Source organism: Streptomyces cyaneofuscatus, from assembly GCF_033109485.1.
Lineage (GTDB): Bacteria > Actinomycetota > Actinomycetes > Streptomycetales > Streptomycetaceae > Streptomyces > Streptomyces cyaneofuscatus.
Map to the genome: position 1 here is coordinate 7,727,332 of NZ_CP137002.1, position 13,178 is coordinate 7,740,509.

Genomic DNA, 13,178 nt, shown 5'->3' on the forward strand with positions numbered 1-13,178 from the left:
CGGCCACCTACTCCGTCGGGACCAGCCCGTCGGCCACGAGCCCGGCGAGGACCGCCTCGCCGAGCGCGTGGACGGCGGACTGGGGGCGGACCATCACGGTGAACTCCTTGATCCGCCCGTCCTCGGCGAGGTGGACCATGTCGATGCCGTGGATCTCCTTGCCGTTCACGGTGGTCCGGAAGAGCAGGACCGCGGCCGGGGCCTCGGCGCCGTCCACGCTGGTCTGCGCTGTGCCCGCGAACTCTCCGACGTAACGGAAGTCCTCGAAGGTGCGCAGCAGCACCCCGAAGAGTCCCAGCACCATGGGCCGCCCCTCGAACGGGGTGAACTTCACCGGGCTGTAGAACCGGATGTCCTCGGTGAAGAGATCGTCCAGGGCGCTGAGGTCGCGGGTGTTCACGGCCGTGCGGAAGCGGTCCACTGCGCTGGTCATGGCGTCTCCTCGAAGGCTGTTGCTTGGGAAAGTGACTAGTCATAAATATGAGTAGTCACTTCCATGACTATCATGGGCCGCGCACTCCTGGACAGGGGTGGGTGGACAGGAGAGGGGGCGGTCCGATGGCCCTGCGTCACGCCGTGCTGGCGGCGTTGCTCGACGAGGAGCTGAGCGGGTACCAGCTCGCCAAGGCGTTCGACATGGGCGTCGCCAACTTCTGGCACGCACTGCCCCAGCAGCTGTACGCCGAGCTCGCCAAGCTGGAGAAGGAAGGCCTGGTCGCCGGGCGCGAGGTCGTGCAGGACACCCGGCCCAACAAGCGCCTCTTCCGGGTCACCGACGACGGCCTCGCCGAGCTGGAGCGCTTCGCGGCGGTCGCCGCCAAGCCCTCGTTCATCCGGGACGATCTGCTCGTCAAGGTCCAGGTGGCGGACCATCTCGACGCCGCCGAGCTGATCGCCCGGCTCACCGAGCGGGCGGAATTCGCCGAGGCCAAGGCCGCGCAGTTCGAGGCGCTGCTGAAGGGGATGCGCGGCGACCGGCCGGAGGGGGAGTTCCTGCGGTACGGGGAGCGGATCGGGCCCTATCTGACATGCCGGCGCGGGCTCGCCTTCGAGCGGGCCAACCGGGACTGGTGCCGGGAGGTCATCGACGTCCTGCGGGCGCGGTCCGCCTGATGGCCGCCGGGGTCGTGCTGGCCGTGGTCCTGCTCTGGGCCCGCCGGGCCGCCCCAGGTCCGCAGGTGCCCCTGCCTTCCGCGCAGCCCGTTCCGGCCGGATCGGCGCCCGAACGGTGACCGGCCGGTGCCCGATGGACCGGGTGGCTTCCGCCGAAGGGGCAGGATCGGGCTGAATGGGTGCGGAGGACCTGAGAGCACCCACGCGACAGCAGCTGAGGAGATCCACCCCCATGCTCGACCACAGCGAACTGCTGGTCGTCGGCGAATGCGTCGCCGACATCGTCCGGCAGCCGGACCAGGAGGACAGGGTCCACCCCGGCGGCAGCCCCGCCAACGTCGCCTACGGCCTGGCCCGTCTCGGCCGCCGCGCGACTCTCCTCACCCAGCTCGGCCCCGACCCGAACGGGCGGCTCATCCGGGACCACCTGGCCTCCGCCGGCGTCACCGTCCGTACCGACGGCTCCGCGGCCGCCACCCCGTCGGCCGTCGTCACCCTGGACGGGGCCGGGCAGGCCTCGTACGCGTTCGACATCGCCTGGACCCTCGCCCCGGTCACTGTGGAACCCGCCCCGGGCCATGTGCACACCGGGTCGATCGGTGCCGTGGTGGAGCCGGGGTCGGCCACGGTCCTGGACATCGTGCGGGGAGCCCGGGCCACCGCGACCGTCAGCTACGACCCCAATGTGCGGCCCGCCCTCATGGGCGACCACGCGGCGGCCGTGGCCCGGGTCGAGGAGTGCGTCGCGCTGAGCGATCTGGTCAAGGCGAGCGACGAGGACCTGGCGTGGCTGTACCCGGGGGAGGAGCCGGAGAAGGTCGCCGCCCGCTGGCTGGAGGGCGGACCCGCCGCCGTCCTCGTCACCCGGGGCGGTGACGGGGCCCTGGCCGTGCTGCCCGGCGGGCGGATCACGGTGGAGGCCGCGCCGGTCGAGGTGGTGGACACCGTGGGCGCGGGCGACGCGTTCATGTCGGGCACCCTGCACGCGCTGGCCGCGCACGGCCTCCTCGGCGCCGGAGCCAGGGGCGCCCTGCACGCCGTGGACCGGGACACCGTCACCGACGTACTGCGCCACGCGGTGGCCTCCGCCGCCGTCACCGTCTCCCGGGCCGGCGCCAACCCGCCCGACGCGGCGGAGCTCCGGGAGGCGCTGGCCCGTAGCGGGGCTCACGGAGTTTCCGGAGGCGCTCGCCCGTGACGGGGCTCAGGGGGCTTCCGGAGGCGCTCGCCCAGAACTGACAAACCGTCATGACCCGTTCGGCCCAGTCGAACGCACCCTCGCCAGGCGTCCCGCCGTTCGTCAACCGTTCGCAGTATGACAACGGGATCGGGGTAGCGGGTGGCGAGCAGACGGGCAGTGGGCAGCGGGGCGGGGCCGCAGGCGCGGGAGCGTGCCTTAGCGGGCGGTGGCGGCGGGCGCACGGCGGTGCTGGAGAGCGTGGCGGGCTGGGTGCCGGGCGAGCCGGTCCCCAACGACCGGCTGCCCGCCGGCTGGGGCGTCGACGACGCCTGGGTCCGCCGCCGTACGGGGATCGGCAGCCGGCACCGCGCCGCGCCCGGGACCGCCACCGGTGACCTCGCCTACGAGGCGGCCTCCCGGCTGCTCGCGGGCTCCCCGGCGGCGGGCCCGGTCGACGCGGTGGTCCTCGCCACCGCCACCCCCGACCACCTCTGCCCCGCCACCGCCCCCGCCCTCGCGGCCCGGCTCGGGCTCGGCACCGTACCGGCGCTGGACATCGCCGCCGTGTGCAGCGGCTTCGTCTACGGGCTCGCCCTGAGCCACGGCCTCGTCGCCTCCGGGCTCTACGAGCGCATCCTGCTGGTCGGCGCCGACGTCTACTCGACCTGGCTCGACCCCGACGACCGCTCGGCCGGCGTTGTCTTCGGCGACGGGGCGGGCGCTGCCCTGGTGGCGGCCGGGCGCACCGGTGACCCCGGTGAGCTGCTCGCCTTCGACCTGGGCAGCGACGGCACCGGCCGCGACCTGATCACCGTCCCCGGCGGCGGCGCCCGGGCCCGCGCGGACGGGAAACCGCCCGCGCTGTCGGACGCGTACTTCCGGATGCAGGGCCAGACCGTCTACCAGCATGCCGTGGAGCGGATGACCGGCTCCTGCCGCGTGCTGCTCGACCGGGTGGGCTGGGACCCGGCCGAGGTCGACCACTTCGTGCCGCACCAGGCCAACGCCCGGATCCTGCGCGCCGTCGCGGACCGGGTCGGCATCGCGCCGCAGCGCTGCGTCACCCATCTGGAGCGGGTCGGCAACACCGGCGCCGCCTCCATCCCCCTCGCCCTGGCCGACGCGGCGGGGCGCGGCGTGCTCCGGGGCGGGGACCGGGTGCTGCTCACCGCGTTCGGGGGCGGATTGACCTGGGGTTCGGCGGCACTTCGGTGGCCGGGGACCCCGCAGACCAACTCGACGATTTCTACGGAAGGAACACAGCATGTCGCAGTCCGCTGATCAGGGCCCCGGAGCCGCCACCGGCACCGCCATCGCGGTGACGGGGGTCGGCCTGGTGACACCCGCAGGGGCTGACGAGCACAGCTTCTGGGAGGGGCTGTGCTCCGGGCACTCCACCGCCCGGCACTGCGAGGAACTGGCCGGTCTCCCGGTCGACTTCGCCTGCCCGGTCGACTCCGTCGACCTGGACGAGGCGGTGGGCGGCCGCTCGGTGTGGCGGATGGCCCGGTTCGTGAAACTGGCCGTCGTCGCGGCCCGGCAGGCCGTCGCCGACGCCGGTCTCGACCCGGCGGTGTGGGACGGCGGCCGGGTCGGGGTCGTGCTCGGCGTCGGCGTCGGCGGTGTCTCCGTCCTCGTCGACAACGCCGCCAGGCTGGCCGCCTCGGGGCCTGAGGCGGTCTCGCCGCTGCTCGTCCCGATGATGATCCCCAACGCGGCGGCGGGCGAGGTCGCCATCGCCCTCAAGGCGGGCGGCCCGTCCCTCGCCCCCGCCACCGCCTGCGCCTCCGGGGCCACCGCGATCGCCGTCGCCCGCGATCTGCTGCTCGGCGGGTCCTGCGACGTGGTGGTGGCCGGGGGCGCCGAGTCGGTGCTGACGCCACTGGTGGTGACCGCTTTCGCGCGGATGGGCGCGCTCTCCACCCGTACCGCCGATCCGGCGGGCGCATCCCGGCCGTTCGCCGACGACCGGGACGGATTCGTGATCGGCGAGGGCGCCGCCATGCTCGTCCTGGAGCGCGAGGAGGCGGCCCGCGCCCGGGGCGGCCGGGCCCGCGCCCTGCTCACCGGGGCCGGTTCCAGCACGGACGCCCACCACCCCACCGCCCCGGCCCCCGACGGACGCGGCGCCCAGCGCGCGGTCCAGGCTGCTCTCGACCAGGCGGGCTGGGCGCCGGGCGATGTCGACCACGTCAACGCCCACGGCACCTCCACCCCCCTCAACGACGCCATGGAGACCACCCTCATCTCCCGGCTCTTCCCGCACCGCCCCCCGGTCACCGCACCCAAGGGCGTCATCGGGCACACCCTCGCGGCGGCGGGCGCGATCGAGGCGGTCGCCACCGTCCTGACGCTGGAACGTTCCCTCATCCCGCCGATCGCCAACCTGGACGCCCTCCCCGACGCGTTCCCGCTCGACTGCGTGGTGAAGGAGCCCCGCCACCAGCGGGTCGAGCGCGCGGTGAGCCACTCCTTCGGCTTCGGCGGACACAACGTGGCGCTCGCCTTCCAACGCACCTGACCCCGCAGGGCCGTTCGGGAACGGCGAGGGGTGTCCTCGCCGTTCCTTGATCGTTACTCTGTCGTGACCGTATCCACGCATAAACCACAACAGCCCTCCACGAACGATCTGCTCACCCGAGTGCTCTACGGCGACAACTTCCGCCAGGAGCACGGCTTCTGGCGACGGCTGCTCACAACAGAACCGTTTCGTCGATCCGGTGGCGGCACTCCCGACGAACGGCTCGCCCTCTCCTACCACCGGCTCCGCATCCTCAACGACGCACTGGACAGCGGCGCGAGGCTGGCCGCCGACCCCCGCGCCCTGGCCGCGCTGCACGAATGGCTCGGCCCGGTCGACCCGGCGCTGACCACCGTCGCGGGCATCCACTACAACCTCTTCCTCGGCAGTCTCCTGGACCACGATCCGGGCACGCTGCGCGACCTCTCGGACTTCCTGGAGCTGCGGAGTATCGGCACCTTCCTCTGTACGGAGGTGGCGCACGGCAACGACGCGGCGGCCGTCGAGACGACCGCGACGTACGACCGCGAACGCGACGGCTTCGTCCTGCACACCCCGAACTCCGGCGCCCAGAAGTTCATGCCCAACACCAGCCCCGCAGGCGGCCCCAAGACCGGAGTGGTGGCCGCCCGCCTCCTCGCCGACGGGACCGACCACGGCGTCTTCCTCTTCCTCGCCCCGCTCACCGACGCCGTCAGCGCCCTGCCCGGCGTACGGGTACGGCGGCTGCCCGCCCGCATGGGCTCCCCGGTCGACCACTGCCTCACCTCCTTCGACCGGTACTTCGTCCCGCGCAAGGCCCTGCTCGCCGGGGAGCAGGGACGGATCGGTGCCGACGGGCGGTTCACCAGCGAACTGGCCAACCGCAGAAGGCGGTTCCTCCTCTCCATCGGGCGGGTCACCCCCGGCAAGCTCTCCATGAGCGCCTGCGCGGTGGGCTCCGCCCGGGTCACCCTCGCCCTCGCCATCCGGTATGCGGGGCACCGACTGGTCTCCGGATCGCGGGGATCGCGACGGGTGCCCGTCTACGCGCACCGCACCCACCACGGCCCCCTCGCCGCGGCGATGGCCACCGTCTTCGCGATGAGCCTCCTCCACCGCAGGGCCCTGGACCGCTGGGAGTCCGCCCCCGCCGCCGACCGGGACGAGGCCGAGCGCCTGGTCGCCGTCGCCAAGGGGTGGATCACCTGGCAGGCGCGCGGCGTCATCGTCGAGTGCCGGGAGCGGTGCGGCGCGCAAGGGCTGCTGGAGAACAACGGCATGACCGAGCTGTTCACCGGCATCGAGGGCGCCATCACCGCCGAGGGCGACAACCTCGCCGTCCACGCCAAGGCCGCCGCCGAGATGCTGTTCAGCGTCACGGTCCGGGACGAGGAGGAGGCGGAGGGCCCCGGCGACCTGGACGACCCCCGCTTCCTGGGCCGGCTGCTCGCGGCCGTGGAGGACATCTGGTTCGACCGCGCCCGGGAGCGGATCAGCGCCGCCCCGCCCGGCGACCCGCTCGGCCGGTGGAACGCGGCCTCGGGTCCGGCGCTGCGCGGGGTGGAGGCGTACGGCTACCGCCAGGCGAGCGAGGCGTACGAGCAGGCTGCCGCAGCCCTGCCCGCAGGTGCGGCCCGCGAGCGGCTGACCGAGCTGCACCGGCTCTTCGCCCTCCGTTGGATCGCCCGCAACAGCGGTGACCTGCTGGCAGCCGGACGGCTGACTGCCGAACAGGTGTCCTCGCTGCCCGACGCGGTGGAGCGGCTCATCGCGACCGTGGCCCTCCACGCCCCCGACCTGGTCAAGTCGTTCGCGCTGCCGGAGCGCCTGATGTCGGACTGGCCGATCGCCGGACCCGGCTACGCGGACGCGTACGACGATCCGGACGGCTCCTGGCACCAGCGCCGCAGGCCGGGGGGAGCGGTGGGGCGCAAGGCGGGCGCGACCGGGCTCCGCACGGCGGATTTCCGGCGGCCCGCCTGCGGCAGCAAGCGGCGGCGCCCGCTGCGCGAGAAGGTGGCGGCGCTCGGCACCCGCGGGGTGCTGCTGGCGTACTGGGGAACCACGTCGATGCTCTCCCGGTGGTTCGAGAAGCCGCAGGTGAGCGCAGACGAATCGGTTCGCCCCAGGGCGTAACCGGAGGGGCATACTCCAGTTATTTCGGCGGTGGGCCTGTGCGTATCACCACCCGCCGTCCATGAGGCCGCCGATGAGAGGAAACACCGTGAAGAGCCAGAGCATCCACCCGAAGATCACCGAGGTGCTGACCGAGACGTTCAAGGTGCCCGCAGCCGAAATCCTGCCGGAGTCCACGATGGACAGCCTGGAGATGGACTCCCTGGCGGTCGCCGAGTTCGCCGTCATCATCAAGGAGACCCTGGGGGTCGCCGCCGACTCCGAGAAGCTCTACAAGGACGCCACGCTCGCCGACATCTCCGCGTTCATCGACGCGGCCGTCGGCGGCGAGGCGGCAGGCAGTGCGGTGCCGGTGAGCAACACCCGATGAACCGACCCGCCATCGCCGTCACCGGCCTGGGGATGATCACCCCGGCCGGCCACACCACCGACACCACCTGGGACGGGGTCTGCCGCGGGGAGTCCTTCGCGCGCACCGTCCCCGAACTGCACGGCTGCGCCGTCGACTTCGCCTGTACGGTCTCCGGCATCGACCTGGACGACGCGGTCGGCGGCCGGACCGCCTTCCGTATGGGCCGGTACGTGAAGTTCGCCGTCCTCGCCGCACGGGAGGCGGTGACCGACGCCGGGCTCGACCCCGCCCACTGGGACGGCGCCCGCGTCGCCGTCGTCGTCGGCACCAGCAGCGGCGGATCCGCCGGACTCACCGAACAGGCCGTCGCCCTGGAGCGGCGCGGCCCCGAGGCCACCTCGCCCTCGGGCATCCTGCTCACCATCCCGAGCATGCCCGCGGCCGAGATCGCCATCCAGATGAAGGCCACGGGCCCCAGCCTCGCCCCCTGCACGGCCTGTTCCTCCGGGGTGACCGCCCTCTCGGCGGCCCGCGACATGCTGGCGCTCGGGCAGTGCGACATCGCGATCGCCGGAGCCACCGAGTCGATCGTCTTCCCGGTCGCCATGACCGGCTTCGCCCGCTCCGGCGCGGCGGCCCTGCGGGACGGGGACCCCGCCCGCCTCTGCCGCCCCTTCGCCGCCGACCGGGCCGGGCTCGTCATGGGCGAAGGCGCCGCGATCATGGTACTGGAGCGGGCGGCGGACGCCCGGGCCAGGGGAGCCGCCCCCCGGGCGCTGCTGGCCGGTACGGGCGCCACGACCGACGCCCACCACCCGACCTCCCCGCACCCCTCCGGGGCGGTCGCCGAGGCCGCCGTCGACGCGGCGCTGGCCGACGCGGGGTGGCGGGCCGAGGAGGTCGGCCATGTCAACGCGCACGGGACCTCGACCCCCCTGAACGACGCGACCGAAGCCGCCCTCATCGGCCGGGCCTACCCGCACCGTCCGCCCGTCACCGCCCCCAAGGGCGTCCTGGGCCACTGCATGGGGGCGGCCGGAGCCATCGAGGCGGGGCTGACCGTCCTGACGCTCCAGCACGGCATCGTCCCGCCGATCGCCAACCTGGACGCCCCCGACCCCGGGTTCGCCATCGACTGCGTCACCAAGGCCCCGCGCGAGGTGCCCGTACGACGGGCCGTCAGCCACTCCTTCGGGTTCGGCGGACAGAACGCGGTGATCGCGCTCCAGGCTCCGTAAGCCGCCTCGCCAGCTGCCGGGCCGGTGCGGCGGGACGATCCCGCGCCGCACCGGCCCACCGGGGGAGCGGTCCGCGCACCGGCTCTGAGCTGCGCGAAGACCCGTGATAGCTTGCCGGGGCCAGTCGAACCCCAGCGACGGGGTCAGGGAATCCGGTGCGAGACCGGAACTGACGCGCAGCGGTGAGGGGGACGGGCGGGGCCACGGCCACTGGAGCGCACACGTGCTCCGGGAAGGCGTCCCGCCCGGACGAACCCGAGTCCGAAGACCTGCTGGCACCCGCGCCCCGCACCGGGGCACGGGAACCGTACGACGGGCTCCGCGGCTGGGCCCAGAGACACCGAGGTCCTCCGTGCTGTCCAAGGCCACCCCTGCCCCGATACGCACCGCCGCCCTGTTCGCGGCGGGCGTCGTCCTGCTCACCGCCTGCGGCGGCGGGACCACCGACTCCTCCGCCGACGGCGGCGGCGACAAGGCCGACGGCTTCCCGCTCACGCTGAAGAACTGCGGGCGCACCGTCACCGTGAAGGCGCCGCCCCAGCGGGCCGTCTCGGTCGACCAGGGATCGACGGAGATCCTCCTCTCGCTCGGCCTCGCCGACCGGCTCGCGGGCACCGCGACCTGGAGCGACCCGGTGATGAAGGGCCTGGAGAAGGCCAACAAGGGCGTCGAGCGCATATCGGAGAACCGGCCCTCGTCGGAGAAGGTCCTCGACAAGGAGCCCGACTTCCTCTCCGCCTCCTTCGCCTCCACCCTCGCCAAGGGCGGCGTCGCACCCCGCGAACAGTTCGAGAAGCTGGGCGTCCCCACCTACATCTCGCCCGCCGACTGCATCGGCAAGGACAACAGCGGCGGCGGCGACGGAGCCCGTACCGCACCCCTCACCATGGACAGCGTCTACACCGAAGTCCGGGAGCTCTCCCAGGTGTTCGGCGTCCCCGAGCGCGGCGACGCCCTGGTGAAGAAGCTCCAGGCGCGGGTGGCGAAGGCCACCGACGGCATCGACGGATCCAAGGCATCCCTCCTCTACTGGTTCTCCGACTCCAAGGCCCCCTACCTCGCGGGCTGCTGCGGCGCCCCCGGCGTCATCACCCGGGAGCTCGGCGCGAAGAACGTCTTCGACGACACCCACGACGAATGGCCCCAGATCAGCTGGGAGACCGTCGCCGACCGCAACCCCGACGTCCTGGTCATCGGCGACCTGAGCCGCACCATGCAGACCGCCGAGAGCGCCGAGAAGAAGATCGAGTTCCTGGAGTCCAACCCGGTCACCAGGACCATGGACGCCGTCAAGAACCGGCGGTACGTGCTGCTCAGCGGCCAGGCGATGAACCCGACCATCCGGACGGTCGAGGGGCTGGAGCGCGTCGCCGCGGGGCTGCGCGACTTCGGGCTCGCGGGGTGAGCAGCGGTGACCCGGCACTGAAGGAGGCCACGGACCCGAAGGAGGCCACGGACCCGAAGGAGGCCGCGGACTCGGACAAGACCGCGGACCGGAAGGCGTCGGCCGCGGTGGGCCCGGTCTGGAGCGGCGGCCCGCTCGCGGTGCTCCTCTGGACCGGCGGACTCCTGCTCCTGCTGCTCTCCATCGCCGTCGCCGTCACGATCGGGCCCGCCCGGATCTCGGTCCCCGACGTCTGGTCCGCCGTCGCCTCCCACCTCGGCTTCGGCGCCTCGGAGCTGAGCCCGATCCGCGACGGCATCATCTGGAACCTGCGCATGCCCCGCACCCTGCTCGCCGCCGTGTGCGGTGCCGGGCTCGCGGTGTGCGGCACGGTGATGCAGTCGCTGCTACGCAACCCGCTCGCCGACCCCTTCGTGCTCGGCGTCTCCTCCGGGGCCTCCACCGGGGCGGTCGTGGTGGTCGTCCTCGGCGTCGGCGGGGGAGCGGTGTCGCTGTCGGCCGGGGCCTTCGTCGGGGCCATCTGCTCGTTCGCCCTGGTCCTGCTGCTCAGCCACACCCTCGGCTCCACCACCGACCGGGTGGTGCTCTCCGGGGTCGCCGCGATGCAGCTCTTCTCCGCCCTGACCTCGTTCGTCGTGATGACCTCGGCCGACGCCGAGCAGACCCGAGGGGTGCTGTTCTGGCTGCTCGGCTCGCTCAGCGGCGTCGGCTGGAGCGAGGTCGCCCTGTGCACCGCCGTTCTCGCCGTATGCCTGGTCGTCTGCCTGGCCCACGCTCGTACGCTCGACGCCTTCGCCTTCGGGCAGGACGCTGCCGCCGCGCTCGGCGTGAACGTCGCCCGCACCCGGATCGTGCTGCTGTGCACCACCGCCCTGCTGACTGCCGCCCTCGTCAGCTCGGCCGGGGCGATCGGCTTCGTCGGCCTGGTCCTGCCGCACGCCGCTCGCGCGCTCACCGGCTCCGGGCACCGGCGCCTCCTGCCGGTCACCGCGCTCGCCGGGGCGATCTTCCTCGTCTGGGTCGACACGCTCGCCCGCACGGTGCTGGACCCGCAGGAGGTGCCGGTCGGTGTGGTCACCGCACTGATCGGCGTGCCCGCGTTCGTCGCCGTCCTGTACCGCACCCGGAGCACGCCATGAGCCTCACCGAGAACGGCGGCCTGCGCGCCGAGCGGGTCGGCCGGGAGGCCGGGGACCGCCTCATCCTCGACGGGGTCGACATCACCCCGCCGCCCGGCGCCACCGTCGGGCTGCTCGGCCCCAACGGCTCCGGCAAGTCCACCCTGCTGCGGATCCTCGCGGGCCTCCTCGCCCCGGACACCGGCACCGTCACCCTGGACGGCGACCCCCTCGCCGACCTCGGCCGCCGTACCGTGGCCCGCCGGATCGCCGTCGTCGACCAGCACGCCGTCACCCAGGTCGACCTCAGCGTCCTGGACGTCGTCCGCCTCGGCCGCATCCCGCACCGCCGCGCCTGGTCCGCCCCGGACCGTGGCGACGAGGAAGCCGTCACCGACGCCCTGCGGCGCACCGGCCTCACCGACCGGGCCGCACAGTCCTGGCACACCCTCTCCGGCGGCGAACGCCAGCGCGTCCAGATCGCCCGGGCCCTCGCCCAGCAGCCCCGCGAACTCCTCCTGGACGAGCCGACCAACCACCTGGACATCCAGCACCAGCTGGACCTGCTCGCCCTGGTCGCCGCACTGCCCCTCACCAGCGTCATCGCCCTGCACGACCTCAACCTCGCGGCGATGTTCTGCGACCGGATCACCGTGATGAAGGCTGGCCGGGTGATCGCGGGCGGCACCCCGGCCGAGGTCATCACCGAGGAGCTCATCGAGGACGTCTACGGGGTCCGGGCGGTGGTCACCCCGGACGGGCCGGAGGGACGTCCTTCGGTACGGTTCCTGCCGCGCCGCTGACCGTCGGCGCCCCGGTCCCGTATCGGACACCCTCCGGGCGGTCGCGTATCGGACAGCCCTCCGGGCGGACCCGTTGGCACGGGCCCGCCCGGAGGCCGAGGACATGGGAGCGGCCTTCCGGCCGCCGGAGGGGATGCGCCGTCAGCGGCGGCGCCCCTGGCCGAACTCGCCACCGGTGTCCTTGCCGGTGTCCATGTCCTTGCCGTCGCCGTAGTCGATCTTCTCCTTGCGGACCTCGGCGGAGACTTCCTTCTGCTCGGTGACCCGTTCGGTCTCCAGGCGGACCCGCTCCACCGGGACGGCCTCCTTGCGGACCGTGGCGCGCTCCGCGTGCAGCGTGACCTCCACGTCCTGCTCGCCGAAGTCCGTCGTCCCGGTCACCTTCTCACCGGGCCGCAGCGGCTCGCGGACCACCCGCACCTCCTCGTGGGAGACGGGCACGGACCGGGTGACCTCCTCGGTCACCACGTACTTGTGCAGCCTCGCCCGGCCGCTCTCGTACTCCTCCGTACCGACGTGCAGCTGCTCCTCGGAGCGGATCATCTCCTCCGTGCCGCTCATGTCGGCGGCCCGGGTGCCCGCCCCCGCGCCCGCCAGCGGGCGGGACGTGGCGGAGGTGTCGGTGTCGCGGTGCTTGCCGGTGCCGGCCATGCCGGCCGCTCCGGTCGTGCCCGCGGCCCCGGCGCTCGTGGTGGTCCTGCCGGTCGCCTTGGCGTTCGGCGGTGTGCCCGTGCCACGGGCCGCGCCCGCCGCACCGGCGCCCGCAGCACCAGCTCCGGCCGCGCCCATGGCGCCGGTTCCGGCGACGGTCCGGGCGTCGGCACCGGTGCCGGTGCCCTTGCCGGTGTCACCGAGGTTGCCGGACTTCCTGGTCAGGCCGTAGTGCCGGTAGAGCTCCTCCTCCTCGGCGACGGACAGGTGCGCGTCCGCGTCCACGCGAGGCGCTTCCTTGACCGTGTCCTTGGAGTGCGAGACATGCAGGTCGGAGCCCACTCGACGGGCTCCGGCGAGCGGTACGAAGCTCTCCTTCATGCCGAACATGCCGGTCTTGACCGTGACCCAGTCGGGCTTGCCGGTGTCGTCGTCGACGTACACCCGGCCCACGCTGCCGACCTTCTCGCCGTCGTTGTCGTACACGGTCAGACCGTCGAGCTCTCCGGAATCCGTGAAACCGTCAGCGGCTCCCATAACCGAACCCTCCTCGCTGGGCGCGCCCTGTGGGTGGCTCCACCAGATGTGGCACGTCCGGCTTCCATCGCGCCTCACCCGGTTGGACGCTGCAACCGCCCGGCCACCCGGCCGGAGGGGCCCCGGAGGCCCCGGGGTCCCT

The 13,178-nt window shown here is 73.4% G+C and carries 12 protein-coding genes and 1 riboswitch; of the genes, 10 read left to right on the forward strand and 2 right to left on the reverse strand.

The features are described 5' to 3' along the window. Positions 1–7 precede the first annotated feature (7 nt). The gene (locus R2B67_RS34190) at positions 8–433 is read right to left on the reverse strand and encodes a nuclear transport factor 2 family protein (protein ID WP_317824272.1); all 426 of its coding nucleotides are present in this window, start codon (positions 431–433) and stop codon (positions 8–10) included. A 125-nt stretch (positions 434–558) separates the two neighbouring features. Here R2B67_RS34190 and R2B67_RS34195 point away from each other — a divergent pair, with 125 nt between their 5' ends. The 10 genes from R2B67_RS34195 to R2B67_RS34240 all read left to right on the forward strand — a co-directional run bounded on the left by R2B67_RS34195 (position 559) and on the right by R2B67_RS34240 (position 11,848). Next, entirely contained in the window at positions 559–1,113 is a 555-nt protein-coding gene (locus R2B67_RS34195) for a PadR family transcriptional regulator (protein WP_317824274.1), read from the forward strand. A 232-nt stretch (positions 1,114–1,345) separates the two neighbouring features. Further along, the gene (locus R2B67_RS34200; protein ID WP_317824276.1) at positions 1,346–2,311 is read left to right on the forward strand and encodes a carbohydrate kinase family protein; all 966 of its coding nucleotides are present in this window, start codon (positions 1,346–1,348) and stop codon (positions 2,309–2,311) included. A gap of 228 nt (positions 2,312–2,539) precedes the next feature. Beyond that, entirely contained in the window at positions 2,540–3,574 is a 1,035-nt protein-coding gene (locus R2B67_RS34205) for a beta-ketoacyl-ACP synthase 3 (RefSeq protein WP_317825034.1), read from the forward strand. Next, the gene (locus R2B67_RS34210) at positions 3,558–4,814 is read left to right on the forward strand and encodes a beta-ketoacyl-[acyl-carrier-protein] synthase family protein (protein WP_317824277.1); all 1,257 of its coding nucleotides are present in this window, start codon (positions 3,558–3,560) and stop codon (positions 4,812–4,814) included. The genes R2B67_RS34205 and R2B67_RS34210 overlap by 17 nt, the downstream gene beginning before the upstream one ends. A 63-nt stretch (positions 4,815–4,877) precedes the next feature. Then, entirely contained in the window at positions 4,878–6,932 is a 2,055-nt protein-coding gene (locus R2B67_RS34215) for an acyl-CoA dehydrogenase family protein (protein ID WP_317824278.1), read from the forward strand. A gap of 88 nt (positions 6,933–7,020) precedes the next feature. Next, complete coding sequence (locus R2B67_RS34220; RefSeq protein ID WP_018514917.1) at positions 7,021–7,302, forward strand: acyl carrier protein; 282 nt, start codon at positions 7,021–7,023, stop codon at positions 7,300–7,302. Further along, positions 7,299–8,522 carry a beta-ketoacyl-[acyl-carrier-protein] synthase family protein gene (locus tag R2B67_RS34225; protein ID WP_317824285.1) on the forward strand — a complete coding sequence of 408 codons (1,224 nt, stop codon included), beginning with the start codon at positions 7,299–7,301 and terminating at the stop codon, positions 8,520–8,522. Before R2B67_RS34220 ends, R2B67_RS34225 begins: the two co-directional genes overlap by 4 nt. 104 nt (positions 8,523–8,626) lie before the next feature. Next, a riboswitch (cobalamin riboswitch) is annotated at positions 8,627–8,813 on the forward strand. A 61-nt stretch (positions 8,814–8,874) separates the two neighbouring features. Beyond that, complete coding sequence (locus R2B67_RS34230) at positions 8,875–9,927, forward strand: ABC transporter substrate-binding protein (protein ID WP_317824304.1); 1,053 nt, start codon at positions 8,875–8,877, stop codon at positions 9,925–9,927. Positions 9,928–10,034: 107 nt separating this feature from the next. Then, positions 10,035–11,066 carry a FecCD family ABC transporter permease gene (locus R2B67_RS34235; RefSeq protein WP_239476149.1) on the forward strand — a complete coding sequence of 344 codons (1,032 nt, stop codon included), beginning with the start codon at positions 10,035–10,037 and terminating at the stop codon, positions 11,064–11,066. Next, positions 11,063–11,848, forward strand: a complete 786-nt coding sequence (locus tag R2B67_RS34240; protein WP_317824319.1) for an ABC transporter ATP-binding protein — start codon at positions 11,063–11,065, stop codon at positions 11,846–11,848. Before R2B67_RS34235 ends, R2B67_RS34240 begins: the two co-directional genes overlap by 4 nt. Before the next feature lie 141 nt (positions 11,849–11,989). Here R2B67_RS34240 and R2B67_RS34245 read toward each other — a convergent pair whose 3' ends face one another. Further along, positions 11,990–13,036 (reverse strand): PRC and DUF2382 domain-containing protein, encoded by a 1,047-nt coding sequence (locus R2B67_RS34245; RefSeq protein WP_317824326.1) that lies wholly within the window; start codon positions 13,034–13,036, stop codon positions 11,990–11,992. Positions 13,037–13,178: the final 142 nt, after the last annotated feature.